At 57.4% G+C, this 15512-nt stretch carries 11 protein-coding genes; 8 read left to right on the top strand and 3 right to left on the bottom strand.

Annotated elements, in window-relative coordinates; genetic code table 11:
• The first annotated feature begins 130 nt into the window (after positions 1–130).
• From ACZ46D_RS07325 to ACZ46D_RS07315, 3 genes are all read left to right on the top strand, one after another.
• Positions 131–3361: an ATP-binding protein gene (locus ACZ46D_RS07325; RefSeq protein WP_464926803.1), complete on the top strand. Its 3231-nt coding sequence runs from the start codon at positions 131–133 to the stop codon at positions 3359–3361.
• Positions 3358–4935: an NAD(P)H-hydrate dehydratase gene (locus tag ACZ46D_RS07320; RefSeq protein ID WP_464926802.1), complete on the top strand. Its 1578-nt coding sequence runs from the start codon at positions 3358–3360 to the stop codon at positions 4933–4935. The genes ACZ46D_RS07325 and ACZ46D_RS07320 overlap by 4 nt, the downstream gene beginning before the upstream one ends.
• Positions 4936–5019: 84 nt before the next feature.
• On the top strand, positions 5020–5472 hold the full coding sequence (locus tag ACZ46D_RS07315) for a CBS domain-containing protein (RefSeq protein WP_464926801.1): 453 nt from the start codon (positions 5020–5022) through the stop codon (positions 5470–5472).
• Between the two features lie 55 nt (positions 5473–5527).
• On the opposite strand, the gene pabB is transcribed toward ACZ46D_RS07315, so the two are convergent.
• Positions 5528–7414, bottom strand: a complete 1887-nt coding sequence (gene pabB / locus ACZ46D_RS07310) for an aminodeoxychorismate synthase component I (RefSeq protein WP_464926800.1) — start codon at positions 7412–7414, stop codon at positions 5528–5530.
• A gap of 304 nt (positions 7415–7718) precedes the next feature.
• Here pabB and ACZ46D_RS07305 point away from each other — a divergent pair, with 304 nt between their 5' ends.
• Positions 7719–8405, top strand: coding sequence for a CBS and ACT domain-containing protein (locus ACZ46D_RS07305; protein ID WP_464926799.1), 687 nt, complete (start codon positions 7719–7721; stop codon positions 8403–8405).
• A 98-nt stretch (positions 8406–8503) separates the two neighbouring features.
• Here ACZ46D_RS07305 and ACZ46D_RS07300 read toward each other — a convergent pair whose 3' ends face one another.
• Positions 8504–10522, bottom strand: a complete 2019-nt coding sequence (locus tag ACZ46D_RS07300; RefSeq protein ID WP_464926798.1) for a penicillin-binding protein 1A — start codon at positions 10520–10522, stop codon at positions 8504–8506.
• 1169 nt (positions 10523–11691) lie between these two features.
• Between ACZ46D_RS07300 and nrfD the strand changes: the two genes are divergently transcribed.
• From nrfD to ACZ46D_RS07285, 3 genes are all read left to right on the top strand, one after another.
• On the top strand, positions 11692–12885 hold the full coding sequence (gene nrfD / locus ACZ46D_RS07295; protein WP_464926797.1) for an NrfD/PsrC family molybdoenzyme membrane anchor subunit: 1194 nt from the start codon (positions 11692–11694) through the stop codon (positions 12883–12885).
• 19 nt (positions 12886–12904) lie between these two features.
• Positions 12905–13351, top strand: coding sequence for a MerR family transcriptional regulator (locus tag ACZ46D_RS07290; RefSeq protein ID WP_464926796.1), 447 nt, complete (start codon positions 12905–12907; stop codon positions 13349–13351).
• 228 nt (positions 13352–13579) lie between these two features.
• The gene (locus ACZ46D_RS07285; RefSeq protein ID WP_464926795.1) at positions 13580–14155 is read left to right on the top strand and encodes a TetR/AcrR family transcriptional regulator; all 576 of its coding nucleotides are present in this window, start codon (positions 13580–13582) and stop codon (positions 14153–14155) included.
• On the opposite strand, the gene ACZ46D_RS07280 is transcribed toward ACZ46D_RS07285, so the two are convergent.
• Positions 14145–14447 (bottom strand): hypothetical protein, encoded by a 303-nt coding sequence (locus ACZ46D_RS07280; RefSeq protein WP_464926794.1) that lies wholly within the window; start codon positions 14445–14447, stop codon positions 14145–14147. The two genes, ACZ46D_RS07285 and ACZ46D_RS07280, sit on opposite strands and share 11 nt — an antisense overlap.
• On the opposite strand from ACZ46D_RS07280, the gene ACZ46D_RS07275 reads away from it, so the two are divergent.
• The gene (locus tag ACZ46D_RS07275) at positions 14440–15510 is read left to right on the top strand and encodes an efflux RND transporter periplasmic adaptor subunit (protein ID WP_464926793.1); all 1071 of its coding nucleotides are present in this window, start codon (positions 14440–14442) and stop codon (positions 15508–15510) included. The two genes, ACZ46D_RS07280 and ACZ46D_RS07275, sit on opposite strands and share 8 nt — an antisense overlap.
• Positions 15511–15512 lie beyond the last annotated feature (2 nt).

Genomic DNA, 15512 nt, shown 5'->3' with positions numbered 1-15512 from the left:
GTCTGCCTTGTGGCCGAAGGCAGAGAAAAAATGTGCGAAAAAACTGGTTCGCCTGCCAGGATGTGCTAGAATGACGCAGTACACACCGTTTTTTGTGAAGTGAAAACAATTTTCAGGGTGAGCGTTCCGCATGCGATTGAGGACCATAACCTTCCTGGCTTTTTTCATCATCGGGCTGTTTCCCCTTACCACTTCCATTGTTTTCAATCTCCCCAAGCTCATTGCCACCCTTGAACAGGCGGCTCAGGAGCAACGTCTTGCCCGGTTGCAGGAAGAATTTATCGCCCTGCAACGAAGGGTGGAGCAGGGGAGGGAAACCCTGCGTGTTTTCGGGATGCTCTCCGAGACCGTGGATTTGGTGGGCCGCCCGGAGCCTGGGATTCCCCTTGTCCAGTTGCGGGAGCGTCTTTCCGACGTGGTCGCCAAGCGCTGGTTCTGGAATCGGCCCGAGGTTCTCTCGGTGTCGATTCTCGATGGGTTGGGCCAGGAACAGTTCCGGGTAAGCCGCCAGGAAAACGGCGAACTCGGGCTGGTTTCCTGTATGCCTGAGAACAGGATGGCAGAAAAAGTGTCTGGGAAGGGAAAGGCTTTCTTGCCTGGGACAACCTTTGTCGGCGAAATCCAAGGGCTTGCCACTCCGGAGAAGGAAGGCCAACTGCATCAGCTCACCGCCCATTTTGGGGTTCCGGTCCAGAATGAGGAGTACGGAACCTCCGGGATTGCGGTGCTGGTGCTGGATATCCACCGCCTTATCAATAAGCTGGAAAAATATGATCTGGTGAATCAGGATGGCTCCTATCTGGGCACGGCGAGTCATGAACGGCAACAGCATGGCCGAGGGCCGGGTCGGGCCTTTGTTGATTTCCCCCAGTTGCGGCAGGCGGTGCAGGATGGAAAGCCGGTTATCCTGAAGGATATGCACGGCGAGGCCCACGCCTGGCTACCGCTGATCAGCGAGGCAGGAGGGGAGCACAGCCTCTGGGTGGGGCAACCGGTGGACAGAAGCGCCATCGAGGTCTGGTTGCAGCAATTCAAAAGGAATCTCGCCCTTATCGTTTCGATTCTGGTGGTGTTGCTTGTCGGCGTAGCGGTGGCCATGGCCCATTATGTCAGCCATCTGCATGGGCAACTCATGGGCGGGCTGGCTTTGATTCTTGACGGAAAAAAGAAGCCGCAACTCAACTGGCGCTGGCCCAGAGAGCATGCTCGGCTGGCTGCTGACCTCGATGCCCTGGCCGAGAAATATCTGGCCGATCGCGCGGCCAGGAAGGCGGCGGAAGAAGAGGTGCGCAGGGAAAGGGAGCATGCCTTGGTCACCCTGCGTTCCATCGGCGATGCGGTGATCGCCACCGATACCGGGGGGCGGGTGACCCGGATGAATGTGGTGGCCGAACAGTTGACCGGCTGGTCCCAGGCCGAGGCCCTTGGCCGAAAGCTGGACGAGGTTTTTGACATTATCGATGCCGGAACCGGGGAAAAGTCCGTAAATCCGGTGGCCCGGGTTCTTGAGACCGGCAAGATAGTCGGCTTGGGCAACCACACGGTGCTCATTGCCCGTGATGGCCGGGAGTACCAAGTGGCGGACAGCGCTGCCCCGATTCTGGGGGGGGATGGCGTGAGCCTTGGCGTGGTCCTGGTTTTCCGGGATGTGACCGAGGAATACGGTCTGCAGGAGCAACTGGCCCACGAACTTACGGTAAAGCAGACCCTGGCCGATTTGGCCGTGCAGTTGGTCGGTTCGGGGCAGAGCCTGTCCGATATTGCCCGGACGATTCTTGGCGCCGCCAGGGAACTCACCGCCAGCCCGCATGGCTATGTGGCCACGGTTGATGCCAAAACCGGCCATTTGGTCTGCCAGGCCTTTACGGAGATGATGGAAACCGGCGGTCAGGGGTTGGAGTTTTCCCCCGGTCCGGATGGCCGGTTTCCCGGATTGTGTGGGCAAGCACTCAATGAAGGACAGGGGTTTTATACCAATGATCCAGGCGCCCATCCGGTTGCCCTGGGCTGCCCCGAGGGGCATCTGGCTGTGAAACGGTTCTTGGCCGTGCCTGTGCAATTGGCCGATCAACTGGTTGGCCAGATCGCCGTGGCCAATGGTGCGCGTGATTATACGGAAAAGGATCTTGATCTGCTGGTTCGGGTGGCCGTGCCGTGCGCCCAGGCCATCAAGGGGGTGCGCGCCGGCGAAGAGCGCGACCGGCTCATGGCCGCCCTGCGCCAGTCCCAGAAGATGGAGGCTGTTGGCACCTTGGCTGGCGGGATAGCCCATGATTTCAACAACATGCTCACTCCGATTCTCGGCTATACCGATCTGGTCGCGGCCCGGCTGCCTCCCGGCGACACCCTGCGGCATGATCTTGGGGAGGTAAAGAAGTCGGCGCTGCGGGCAAAAGATTTGGTGCGCCGGATACTTGCCTTTAGCCGCCAGACAGGGCAGGAACTGGTTTGCATGGCGCTGCCGCCGGTGTTGGGGGAGTGCCTGAGGATGCTGCGTTCCACCCTGCCCACCACCATTGTCTTTCATGAGGATATTGCCACGGATTGCGGACGGGTGATGGCCGATTCCATCCAGATCCAGCAGATTCTCATCAATCTGTGCACCAATGCGGCCCATGCCATGGAAGGGAGCGGAGGCACGTTGGAAGTCAGCCTGCGGGAGATCGGGCTGAATCCGGGAGATACCCTAGCCGGGCAGGAGTGCCGGCCCGGGAAATATTTGCGCCTGGTGGTCAGCGACACCGGTTGCGGCATGGACAAGGCCACGCAGGAGCGGATATTTGAACCCTATTTCACCACCAAGGAGCAAGGCAAGGGCACCGGCATCGGTCTTGCCCTGGTGCATGGAATCGTCAAGGGGCATGGCGGATACCTTTCCGTGTACAGTGAGCCAGGGCAGGGAACAACTTTTTCCCTCTATTTCCCGGTCTGCTGCGATGCTGGCGGGCAATCGTCCAAGGCCATGGATACCGGTATCCCGCGTGGTTCGGAAAGGATGCTGCTGGTTGATGACGAAGAAGATGTCCTGAAAATGCTCAAGGAAATGAGCGAATACCTCGGGTACCGGGTGATGGCGGTCTCGGACAGTACCGAGGCCTATGCCCTGTTTCGCAGCAGGCCGGAGGATTTTGATCTGGTTGTCACCGACCAGACCATGCCCGGCTTGACCGGCGTCGCCCTGGCCCAGAAAATTTTCACGCTGAAACCAGGGATGCCGATCATTATCTGCACCGGGTTCAGCGAGGCGTTGACCGACGGTAAAGCCAGGGAGCTTGGTCTTGCCGGGTATATCATGAAGCCGGTGGTGATGGGCGATTTTGCCCGGGTTGTTCGCCGGGCCCTTGAGGGAGGTGCGGGATGAAGATTGCCACTGCCGAGCAGATGCTGCTCTGCGACAGATTGACCAGTGCGGAATATGGCATCCCAGGCCTGGAGTTGATGGAAAATGCGGGATGCGGCACGGTGGCGGCGATGGTTCGCCATTTCGGGCCGCTTATCGAACGGAAGGTGGTCATTTTTATCGGACCCGGCAATAACGGGGGCGATGGCTTGGTGATCGCCAGGCTCCTTCTGGAGCAGGGCGCCCGGCCCCAGGTGGTGAGCCTGGTGGACCTGGAGAAATTGCAGGGGGATGCAGCGAGAAATCTCGAGCGGGTCAAGCAACTGGCCATGCCGCTCTACACCTGCCTTACCGAAGACGAGCTCTCCTGGGTGGAGCGCTTGGTGGCGGAGAGCGATCTTCTGGTGGACGCCCTTCTGGGCACGGGCTTGCGCAGCCCGGTAACCGGGGTCTTTGCCGCGGTTATCCGATGTCTCAATGCCAGCGCTGTGCCGGTGGTGGCGGTGGATATCCCCTCCGGGCTAGCCAGCGACACCGGTATTCCCCAAGGCGTCAGTGTCCGGGCCCGGCTCACCTGCACCTATGGGTTGCCCAAGTTTGCCCAGGTTGAGCCGCCGGGCAAGGAGTATGTCGGGCTGCTGGAAGTTATTGATATCGGCATCCCGGCGGAGGTGGTCGAGCGGATCGGGGTTACGGTGGAGTGGTTGGACCATGCCTGGGTAAAGGGTTTGATTCCGGAGCGTGGCGTGGCTTCCCATAAGGGAACCTTCGGCCATCTGTTGGCGCTGGCAGGATCGGCGGGCAAAGGGGGGGCGGCGGTGCTCTGCGGCCTGGGTGGCCTGCGGTCCGGCGCAGGGTTGGTGACCATCGCCGCGCCGAAGGCGGTCAATGGTGTGGTGCAGGGGGCGTTGCCCGAGGCCATGACCGAGGTCCTCTCCTTTTCGCAGCACTTTCTCTCCGATACCGATTATGAGCAGCTGTTGGCCGCGGCCCATGGCAAGGAGGCGGTTGCCGTTGGCCCTGGTCTGGGAACCGCGGAGGAAACCGGGCAGGTGGTGCGCAAGCTCTATCGGGAGCTGCGGCAGCCCATGGTGGTTGACGCCGATGGCCTCAATCTGTTGGCCGGAGAGGTTGCCGTGCTCGCCGCCGGCCCCAGGGTCTTGACCCCTCACCCCGGGGAAATGTCGCGCTTGGCAGGGATTTCAACCTTGGAAATCCAGGGCAATCGGCGGGCGCTGGCAGCGGATTTTGCCAAACGGTATGGCGTCTATCTGGTCTTGAAGGGAGCGGCCACGGTCATTGCCGCGCCGGATGGGCGGTTGGCCATAAACCCCACTGGCAACCCCGGCATGGCCGCGGGCGGCATGGGTGATGTGCTGACCGGCCTCCTCGGCGGCCTGCTGGCCCAAGGCGTGGCACCCTGGGAGGCCTCCTGTCTGGCGGTCTATGTCCATGGCCTGGCCGCAGACCGGATTGTCAGGGCAGGGCGCCCTTTTGGTTTTCTGGCCAGCGAGTTGGCTGCGGAGATTCCCGCAGCCTTTCAGGAAGTGTTGGGTTCTGGAAGCACCATGGAGAATGAAGGGAAAAGAGAATAGGCTCGGAGCAGGTTTTTTGCCCTGCGTTGTGCGTTAATCTCTTATTTTTTACGATTTCAATAAACCCAGGAAGGGAGAAAGTACATGCTGATTGCCAAAGAGATCATGGCGAAAAAGATTGTTTCGGTAAAGGCGGATCTGCCGGTGGAAAAACTGGCGGGCATCCTGTGGTCCCACCGCATTAACGGAGCGCCGGTGGTTGACGACGACGGGCAGCTGATCGGAGTGGTGACGGAAAGCGATCTGGTGGATCAGACCAAGAGGTTTCACATCCCCACCGCCATCGCCATCCTTGACTCGGTTATTTTCCTGGACCGGGCCCAAAAGGTGGAAAAGGAAATCAGCAAGATGACCGGCGCCACGGTGGGGGATATCTGTTCCCGGGAGCCTGTGACCATCAGGGAGGATACCCCCCTGGATGAGATTGCCACCATCATGGCCGAGAAAAAGGTCCATACCCTGCCGGTGCTCAAGAACGGCAGTCTGGTTGGCGTGGTCGGCAAGGCGGATATCATTCGGGCCCTGGCCAGGGGATAAAGCTGAGTTGAGCAGCGTGCCTGCTCAAACGAAACTTATGCCCTTTGGGTATAATTCAGCCGATCCGGACCTGGATCAAGCCGCGTACCGAGTTGCCCACAAAAATCGCCTCCGCCTGCGCAAGATCCTGGCGGGTCAGGATGGCTTCCCGCACCGGTAGGGGCGTGTGTTCGAGCAGATATCTCCGAAAAACCCCGGGCAGAAGCCCGCATTCCATGGGCGGAGTCAGCAGGCTGTCCTGTTGCTGGACAAAGATGTTGGTGATGCTTCCCTCGGTCACCTCTCCTCTGCTGTTTGCAAAAAGCACCTCATAAAAACCTGCGGCTACTGCCTGTTGCCGCGCGGTGTCGTACAGCTCCCGCAGGGTGGTTTTGTGAAAGAGCCAGGGGGAGCCGGGGTCGGTGGCTTGGGACGAGAAGATCACCCTCGGTAATTCGGCTTGGGCGGCCTGTGGCATCGGCCAGGAGATGGCGGCCGGGGCTTCACAGGGGTTGGCCTCAAGCTCCAGTTGGCCGCTCTTTGCCAGGGTCAGTCGTACCCGCATGGGAGAGGCGGCAAAATCCAGGGCCAGCCTGTCGAGTCGGGCCCTGAGTTCCGGCGGGTTTAAGGGATAGCGGAAGTAGGCGGCGGAAGCGGCCAGCCGGTCCAGATGTTCGTTGAGAAGCCAATAGCCGGAGCCCGGCTGCCAGAGGAGTGTTTCGATCAGGTGGAAGGCTGGGGCCGGGTCGCTCAAAAAACGACCCTTGAGCAGACATTCTCGCCATTCCTGCTCCGGGTCGGATTCATGGATGATCCCGGAGCCGATGCCCATCTCGCCCTTGTTTCCGTTGAGCTCGATGGTGCGGATCGGCACATTGAAGGTCGCCTCGCCGGAGGGGGCGATAAAGCCGATGGCCCCGGTGTAGACACCGCGCACCCCGCTCTCCAACTCGTGAATAATCTCCATGGTTCTGATTTTGGGAGCGCCGGTGACCGAGCCGCACGGAAACAGGGCCTTAAACAGGGGTTCGATCTTTGTTTCCCGGGGCAGATGGCCGGTGACGGTGGAGGTCATCTGGTGCAGGGTCTCGTAGGTTTCGATGTCAAAAAGGGAGCGGGTGGTGACCGTTCCCGGGGTGCAGATGCGGCCCAAATCATTGCGCAGCAGATCGACGATCATCACATTTTCGCTGCGGTTTTTTTCATCACTCTGCAAAAACTGCATCAGCCGCTCGTCTGCCGCAGGATACGGGCCGCGCTGGATGGTGCCTTTCATGGGCCGGACCAGACATTGCTCGCCGCTTCTTTTGAAAAACAGCTCCGGGGAAAACGAGAGGATCTGTTGGGCGCCGGAGCGGAGATAGGCGCCGAAGGAGACGCTTTGGTTGCGGCGTAATGCCTGATACAGGGCTTCGGGTGAGCCGTCGAAGTCAAAGAGCAGTTTCAGGGTAAAGTTGACCTGGTAGGTGTCGCCGCTCTCGATATACCCCTTGATTTTGGCAAGGGCTGCAATGTAGTCCGCCTGGCTGAGGTTGGGGCGCAGATTGGCGATGCGGTAGTCCGTGGCGACCTGCGTTGCGGGTGGATCGGGCCAGGCGCCGCCGAGTAACTCTCCGGAGTTGTGGTCGAAGATCAGGGGGGCGCGGAATACGCCCAGACGGGCGAGGGGCTTCCCGGGGTCGGGGTGGATTTGTCTTGCCAGGGAGGGTTCGAGCAGATAGCCGAATTCATAACCCAGCCAGCCGGCCAGGTACAACCCTTTTACTAGGAAATCTTCAGCCTGCTGGAAAAAACGGGCCGGGTCATCCCGGGCGTAGCAGGTAAGATGCGCCACGGGGTTGCGAAAAAAATAGGAGTGGGATTCCTCCACAGTGACCCTGCTGGTCTCAAGGAAAACGCAGTCCTCGGTGGCTGCTGTGGCCATGATCCGGGCTAAGGTTTCGTCTGTCAGGGGGCAAGGCATACAGGCATTTTCGCGATGGTTTTTTTGGCCGGGGGCAGGATGTGTCGCATGGTAATGGCCCTGTCGGGGAATGTTACTCCTTTACCGATTCGCGGGCAGTTAAGCAAGGTAAAAAAATGGGATCTGCCAGGGTGTTGCGGCTTTCTTTGGGATTTTTGGGGGAACAGGCGCACTTCATCTTGCGTGAACAATAGGAATATTTTATAAAAACAGGTGTCGGTTATCGGCCGGCATGGTTCCGATGTGGACAAGAATCGCTCTTTGTTGAGCTTGGTGAGACAATTTTTATGGAGGGTTGTGCGTTATGCTGATTAAAGACTGGATGGCGAAAGACGTCCTGACCGTGGATGAGAATACCTCTCTGATGCGGGCCACCAGGATATTGAAAGAAAACAGTATCCGTCGTCTGCCGGTGGTTTCCCATGGGAAGTTGATCGGGATCGTGACGGATCGGGATGTGAAAGACGCCTCTCCTTCCAAGACGACCTCCCTGGATATCCATGAACTCTATTATCTGTTGTCGGAAATGAAGGTAAAGGACGTGATGACCTCCAATCCTCTGACCTTAAGCGAGGACGAGACCCTGGAAAAGGCCGCGTTGGTCATGCTGGAAGATAAGATTTCCGGACTGCCCGTTGTGGATGGACTGGGTCATCTTGTCGGATTGTTGAGCGAAACCGATGTCCTGCGTGGCTTCATTCACAGTACGGGCATCAAAGATGGCGCCATTCAGTTTGTTCTCGATCTGCCGGATGCCGCCGGTTCGGTAACCAAGGTTATTGAGAGTCTCCGCAAATTCGATACCAGGATCATCAGTATCCTCACCTCGTTCGAAGATGCCCCGGAAGGGAAAAAACGGGTGGCCATCCGCGTGATGATTGATGATCCAGAGCGGGAAGAGGCGATGACCAAGGAGCTGCGGGAAACCTTTACCGTGGTGTATCATGGCAAGGACGAGCTGAAAAACATGCCGCGCAAGCGGGCTGTTTGATGTAAGAATCGCAACGAAAGGTTGTTGCGGCCTCAGATAAAAAAAACAAGGCGCATTATGAGCCGTGTTGTCGGGATTGCCCCGCAACACGGCTTTTTTTATAGGTTGGGGAGGTCGGTGGTCTCTGCGGGGAGCGGCTCCTGGGACCAGGGCGGGATGTCTTCCCGGAAGGCTTCCAGGGTAACGCTGCCGCCAACCTTTGTTCCGGGTTTGCCAGTGGCGTTGTCCATGGGGAGCATGATAATGCCCGGGGGGACGGGAAAGCCCCCTGTTGTAGGGTAAGTGGCTTTTGCCTGATTCATGAAATCAAGCCAGATCGGGGCTGCGGCCAATCCGCCTGTTTCGGAGGTTCCCAGAGAGGTGTTGCGGTCGTGCCCTATCCAGACGCAGGTTGTCAGCTCCGGGGTGTAGCCGACAAACCAGGCATCCACGTTCTGATCGGTGGTCCCGGTCTTGCCCGCGGCCGGCGCACCGAAACTGCTGATACCCTTGGCCGTGCCGTCGGTGATGACTCCTTCCATAAGGTGGGTCATCTGGTAGGCAACCCGGGGATCAAGGGCATCGGTGAAGGCCGGGCGTTGTTCCTCCAGTACCTTGCCGGTGCGGTCCACAATCTTTTCGATGAAAAGAGCCTGGGGCATCCGGCCGCTGTTGGCAAAGGCAGCGTATGCCCTGGTCAGCTCAAGGGGAGAGACGCCGGAGGTTCCCAGAGCCAGGGAAAGATCTTTGACCAGGGGGGAGGTGAAGCCCAATCTCTTGGCCAGGTCAATGGTGTTGGCAGCCCCGACCTGTTGCAGAATCTTGATGGTGGGGATATTTCGTGAGTGCACCAGGGCATTTCTAAAGGAGGTGGGGCCTTCAAATTTATTGTTGTAGTTCTTGGGCTCCCAATACTGCATGGAGGTGGCGCCGCGGAAATGAATCGGCTCGTCAAGAATCATGGTGGCGGGGGTCATTCCCTTTTCAAGGGCGGCAGCATAAATAAAGGGCTTGAAAGCGGAGCCAGGCTGACGGCGGGCCTGGGTCGCCCGGTTGAACTGGCTCTTTTCGAAATCCGTGCCGCCCACCATTGCGCGGACATACCCGGTTTTCACCTCCATGGAGATCAGGGCGGCCTGGGGCAAGGTGTCTGCGTGTTTGCTTTGGCGGATGGCCCATTTGGCGGTGCCGCGTTTTATGGCCATGTTGGCGGCCTGTTGCATGTTCTGGTCAAGGGTGGTGTAGATGCGGAGTCCGCCGGTCAGGAGGGCTTCGCTGCCATATTTGCTTTCGACGTAGGCCTTGACATGTTCAATGAAATAATTGTTTTCAAGCGGTCCTTCCTTGGCCGGATTCCAGAGCAGGGTCTGTTCATAGGCTTTTTGGGCGGCGGTTGGGGTGATATAGCCTTCTTCGGCCATACGATTCAGAACATACAACTGTCTGTTCTTGGCCAGCTTGAAATTGCGGAACGGGGAATAGCGGCTTGGCGCTTGCGGCAGTCCGGCAAGAAGCGCAACCTCCGCCAGGTTCAGATCCTGCACCCGTTTGTCGAAGTAGATTTGGGCTGCGGCCTCGACCCCATAGGCGCCACTGCCGAGATATATCTGGTTGAGATAGATGTGGAGGATTTCTTCTTTACTCAGGGTGGTGTCGATCCGGTAGGCGAGAATTGCTTCCTTGATTTTGCGGGTGTAGGTTTTTTCCGGGGTGAGCAGGAGCGCCCTGGCAACCTGCTGGGTTATGGTGCTGCCCCCCTGGCCCCGTTCTCCGGAACGAAGATTGTGGAGAAGCGCCCGGAAGATCGACCAGGCGTCAACCCCGCTGTGTTGATAAAACCGGGAGTCTTCCGCAGCCACAAAGGCTTGGGGGAGTAACTCCGGCATGGTGGAGAGTGGGACCAGGGTCCTGTTTTCCCGTGACACGTAGGTGAGCGGCTGTTTGGCCGAGTCATAGATGATGGAGGCCGTGGCCGGCTGGTAGTGTTTCAGGGAGCCGATTGCCGGAATATCAAGGGAGATAAAGATGTAGAAAGCACCGCCCAGCCCGAGGGTGAGAGCGGCGCAGATGGTAAGCAAAAAGAGGGTGAGCTGGACATGGGTCCATGTCCTGATTGTGGGCTGGTTCTTGTTATGCACGGCAGACACTGAAAAAGGTATTCATTTATGGAGCCGCACGGGACAATGTCGGTTCCGCTTACAGTATTGTTAGCGAACGATAATACAGGGTTCGGCCCGCAAGGTCACTACATTTCTTGAGGCGAGGTTGGGGAGGGGCGAGGTGGGGGGAAAGAACAAAGGATCCAGGGCCGCCACCGAGGATCCTTTGCAAGGAGGGGGATTGAGTCCGCTTGCGCGGAAAGACAGAAGGTCGTTTGTCTTGTTTCGCCATGGTTGGAGAACCATGTTGTCCCTGGCAATAGACGAAGCAAGGTGCGTGCCAGGATGGCGATAACTGGTTATTTTTTGTCGGTTCTTGGTTTTATGTTTTGTTGTTTCGCAATGTTACCTATTTTTCCGAGGTGTATTTTTTTGGGTTGTCCGGATTTTCTCCAGCGGGTATAGTTGTATGCGTAGGGCTTATTTTGATCCTATTCGCTGTCGTAAGCCGATCATTTTTAGCCTAGGCGCGGCGATGTCGCCGGCTTATTGGGTTGGGTGTTTTCGTGGTTGGACCTGGATGTTTGTGGCTGGCTCCAGGCTGCGGTTGATCTGTATCTGCTCGTTTTTGCATCTTTATCCATTTGTTAATTCACCGTTGTCATATTGCTTGCAAGAGAGATATTGCGCCCTCCTGTTTGACGGTAGTCGAATAATGGGCTAAATGTGCATGGTGAAAAATACCAAAAACGGGAGTATGTAAAGAATAAAAACTTGACAATAGCTTTTTCCATTTTGTAGATTGGGTATAACATCACTTGGTTTGGGTGGTTCCCATCGTGAAACCCCCTGGATTCTTTTACTGAAAAACAACAGACAAAGGAGGGCCGCAGGGAAGGGGAAGATTATCTGGTAAGTCGCTGGAGTGATCCATTCGGAACCGCCATTTCGTTTGGGTCAACGATGAACCAAAAACCTGGAAGTCAGGTCGTTTGATTGAGGAGAAAAAAATGGAAGGTCTACTGTTTTTACTTTTCTGGATCGGAGGTGCAGCGCTCCATACCGTATTTGATCTCAAGATCAAACCGTTGATCCAGGCTAATGAGGAAACATTGCGATGAACCTTTTTCGAGGCGACAGTGCAAGGTTTTCGTCATGCTGGATCGCAAGATTAAACGATTAAATTACGTAAAAGGAGAGTTGTCCCCATGAATAATTTTTTAGCTGATGTATTGCCGCAGGAGGGTGGCCTGGTTGCCAGCCCCTCGCGTTCTTACAACGCCACCATTGCCATCGGTGCTTTGCTCGCCGCTCTTGGCCTTGCCGCCGGGCTGCATTCCATGTATGCTGGGCATGAGCATACCTTCGGCGTCACCCGGGATGTTCCCTGGGGGCTGTTGATCGCCGCCTATGTCTTCTTCGTGGTCAGTTCAACCGGCCTGTGCCTGGTTTCCTCCATCGGCCATGTTTTCGGGGTTGAGGCCTTCAAGCCCATTGCCAAGCGCTCGGTGTTCATGGCCATCGTCACCATTGTCGCCGGTTTTTTCGTGATCGGGTTCGAGATTGAAAACCCCTGGCGGATGCCCATCTATAATATGCTCTCTCCCAATCCCACCTCCAATATCTGGTGGATGGGAACCCTGTATGGCGCGTATCTCTTCTTTATGGTGGTAGAGTTTGCCCTGTTGCAGATGGGAAGGCACAAGGCTGCCGGAATGCTCGGCCTGCTGGGGGTTATCTCCGGTATCGCTGCGCACAGCAACCTTGGCGCGGTTTTCGGCCTGCTCAGCGGTCGTGAGTTCTGGCACGGGCCGTACATGCCCATTTACTTCATCACCTCCGCCATGATGTCCGGCTGCGCAGCGGTTATCTTCTTCCACTGTCTCGGGTACCGGGCCAACGGCTGGAAAATGAGTGAGAAACTGGAAGCCTCCCTCATGGCCACGGCAAAATTGGGCGCAACCCTGATCGCGGTGATCATGTTTTTCACCACCTGGAAGATGATCACCGGCATCAGCGGCCAGCCGCCGGGAAAATATGAGGCTATGATGGCTCTGGTGAGCGGCCCCTATGCGATCAATTTCTGGCTGGGCGAGGTCATGCTCGGCATGGTCATTCCCTTTGCCATGATCCTGGCCGCCCGTGCCAAGAATATCCCGGTGCTTTTCTGGTCCTCCATCTCCGGTATCGTCGGCATCTTCTTCATGCGCTACGACCTGGTTGTGGTCGGGCAGCTCGTTCCTTGGTATAGCGAACTCGGGGTTGTTGATATGCCCGAATTGTTAACCTACACCCCTTCCTTGCATGAGATCGTGATCACCGTAGGGGCCATGGGCATCTGTGTTGCGGGTTTCTTCATGGGTGAGAGGCTTTTCCGGGGGCATCTGTCCGAGGATCACTAAGCAGGCGGAGGAAAGGATTATGGTGGCCAAGAGAAAAACGGCCATCCAGCCTTTGCGGCCCGATTTGCCGATTTACCCCATAGGGGTGGCAGCAAAGCTGTTGGATGTTCATCCGAGAACACTTCGTATCTACGAAGCAGATGGGCTGGTTCATCCCCAGCATAATGGATCCCGGCGGCTGTATTCCTTGAACGACATAAAGTGGGTCTCATGTGTCCGTTCCATGATCCACGATCAGGGGATCAGTATTCCGGGACTAAAAAGGCTGTTGACCCTTGCGCCATGCTGGGAGATTGCAGAATGTCCCAGTGAGGTGCATGAAACCTGTGAATGTCTTTTTGACAAGGCTGTGCCGCGGTCCTTGCGGGTCGCGGGCGACGAGGTAGCCGAAAAAAAAGCCAAGGCGGCCGACCGGGCCAAGGGAAATACCGGTTCCGGCCGCAAGAAGCTGGTCGGGCGCAATTGATACAGCTGGTGGTTAACGAATAAGCAAAAAGGCCGGAGAGGGTTTCTCTCCGGCCTTTTTTTATTGGTTTCTCAAGGAAGTTACGGAGAAGGCCGAACCGTGGTGCCTGTCTGCCGTTGGCTTGGCGCTTCTTCCAGCACGGAAGCGTAGCGTGTAAAATATCTTGACAAGTGGGCAATACCATCATATTTTCGGAGTGAATATTCATTCCGAAAAGGAGGCCACGGTATGGCTATTTCCGAAAAACGTCGAGAGATCCTGCACGCGGCATTGGAACTGATTGCCGAACATGGTTTCCATGATGCCCCCATCGCTGCCATTGCCGAGCGGGCCAGCGTGGGAGCGGGGACCATCTACCGCTATTTTGAAAACAAGGACGTGCTTATCAATGAACTGTTTCAGGAGTTGCATGATAGAATTTGGACAGGACTCCTGAAAGGATATGCGCCGGACAAGTCACTCAGGGAAAGATTTGTCCATCTGAGCACGGCGCTGCTCCGTTATTTTATTGATAATCCCTTGGATTTTCGTTACCTGGAGCAGTATCACAACTCGCCTTATGGTGTGGCTTTTCGCCGAGATCGACTTTTGGGCAGCGAGGGGGATGGGGATCTGTACCGCAGCCTCCTTGAAGAGGGCGTGACCCAGCAGATTGTCAAGGATCTCCCGCTGGTTGTGCTTTTTGCCTTGGCGTTTGGTCCGCTTCTCGCGGTGGCCCGCGATCATATCCTTGGCTTTGTCGAACTGGATGAATCTTTAATCGCGCAGACCGTTCAGGCCTGCTGGGACGGCATCAAAAGGTAAAAATCATTGCGACGTTTGTGGCAAAGTTTTTCATATCGCAATTGCGGCGTGAATGTCCGCTCTTGTATGTGGTCGTAAATTTTTGTCCTTCCTCCGGCGCGTCGGTTCGCTGCGCCAGGGACGGAAAGTCGCTCAACTTCTTTGAGGTATAGGTAATGGACACCACGGATACAGTCAAACTGATCACTCTGGCGGGACTCTTAATCGGCGTGATCGCGATAACCGGTTGCAAACAACACTCTCCTGCGGGGCCGCCAACCGGTGGCCCACCCGAGGTGGGGATCGTGTCCATAGTCACCGCACCGGTCACCCTGACCATGGAGCTGTCGGGCCGGACCTCGCCCCACTTAATTGCCGAAGTGCGTCCCCAGGTGGGGGGGATTATCCAGAAAAGGCTGTTCACCGAGGGTTCTGAAGTGAAGGCCGGGCAGGTCCTGTATCGGATAGATCCCGCCACCTATCAGGCCGCCCATGCCAATGCCAAAGCCGCCTTGGCCCGGGCCGAGGCCAACCTTGTTTCCGTCCGCCTCAAGGCGGAGCGCTTCCAGGAGCTGGTGGCAATCAATGCCGTGAGCCGACAGGATTACGATGACGCCAGCTCAATGCTCAAGCAGGCAGAGGCCGAGGTGGCGGCCAATCAGGCGGTTGTCGAGGCTAGCCGCATCAACCTGGATTACACCAGCGTCAAGGCGCCGATATCCGGGCGGATCGGTCGCTCCACCGTGACCGACGGGGCATTGGTCACGGCGAACCAAGCGGCGCCCATGGCCACGATTCAGCAGCTCGATCCCGTCTACGTGGATGTGACCCAGTCCAGCGCTGAGTTGCTCCGCCTGAAGCGCAATCTTGCCAATGGCGAGCTCAAAGGGCAGGACGCCGGCCAGGCAAAGGTCAAGCTGCTGTTGGAAGACGGCAGTTCCTATCCGCAAGAGGGGGTCCTGAAGTTCAGCGAAGTGGCCGTGGACCAGAGTACCGGTTCCCTTATCCTGCGGGCCCTTTTCCCCAACCCGAACCAACTGCTGCTGCCCGGCATGTTTGTCCGCGCCATTGTGCAGGAAGGGGTCAACGAACAGGCGATCCTGGTGCCGCAGCGCGGGGTTACCCGTAACCCCAAGGGGGAGGCCATGGTCATGGTGGTCGGCGCCGAGGAAAAGGTGGAGCCGCGGATCATCAAGGTTTCCCGGACGGTGGGCGACAACTGGCTGGTGAGTGAAGGATTGAAGGCTGGAGAGCGGGTGATCTTGGAAGGGCTTCAGAAGGCGCGTCCCGGAACCCAGGTCAAGGCCGTGGCCTTCGGCAGCAAACCGAATTCCTCGTCGGCCACTGCTCCGCAGTCTCCGGTGGTTAAAAAGTAAAG

Source organism: Thiovibrio sp. Mzg5, from assembly GCF_055379285.1.
Note: the sequence above shows the minus strand (reverse complement) of the source record. Positions and strands in the feature narration are given on the sequence as shown.

Excerpts from the sequence above, each read along its gene's own strand:
- ACZ46D_RS07305 (WP_464926799.1), top strand. The coding sequence starts at position 7,719 with ATGCTGATTAAAGACTGGATGGCGAAAGACGTCCTGACCGTGGATGAG.
- pabB (WP_464926800.1), bottom strand. The coding sequence starts at position 7,414 with ATGCCTTGCCCCCTGACAGACGAAACCTTAGCCCGGATCATGGCCACA.
- ACZ46D_RS07315 (WP_464926801.1), top strand. The coding sequence starts at position 5,020 with ATGCTGATTGCCAAAGAGATCATGGCGAAAAAGATTGTTTCGGTAAAG.
- ACZ46D_RS07290 (WP_464926796.1), top strand. The coding sequence starts at position 12,905 with ATGGTGGCCAAGAGAAAAACGGCCATCCAGCCTTTGCGGCCCGATTTG.
- nrfD (WP_464926797.1), top strand. The coding sequence starts at position 11,692 with ATGAATAATTTTTTAGCTGATGTATTGCCGCAGGAGGGTGGCCTGGTT.
- ACZ46D_RS07320 (WP_464926802.1), top strand. The coding sequence starts at position 3,358 with ATGAAGATTGCCACTGCCGAGCAGATGCTGCTCTGCGACAGATTGACC.
- ACZ46D_RS07285 (WP_464926795.1), top strand. The coding sequence starts at position 13,580 with ATGGCTATTTCCGAAAAACGTCGAGAGATCCTGCACGCGGCATTGGAA.
- ACZ46D_RS07325 (WP_464926803.1), top strand. The coding sequence starts at position 131 with ATGCGATTGAGGACCATAACCTTCCTGGCTTTTTTCATCATCGGGCTG.
- ACZ46D_RS07280 (WP_464926794.1), bottom strand. The coding sequence starts at position 14,447 with ATGGACACGATCCCCACCTCGGGTGGGCCACCGGTTGGCGGCCCCGCA.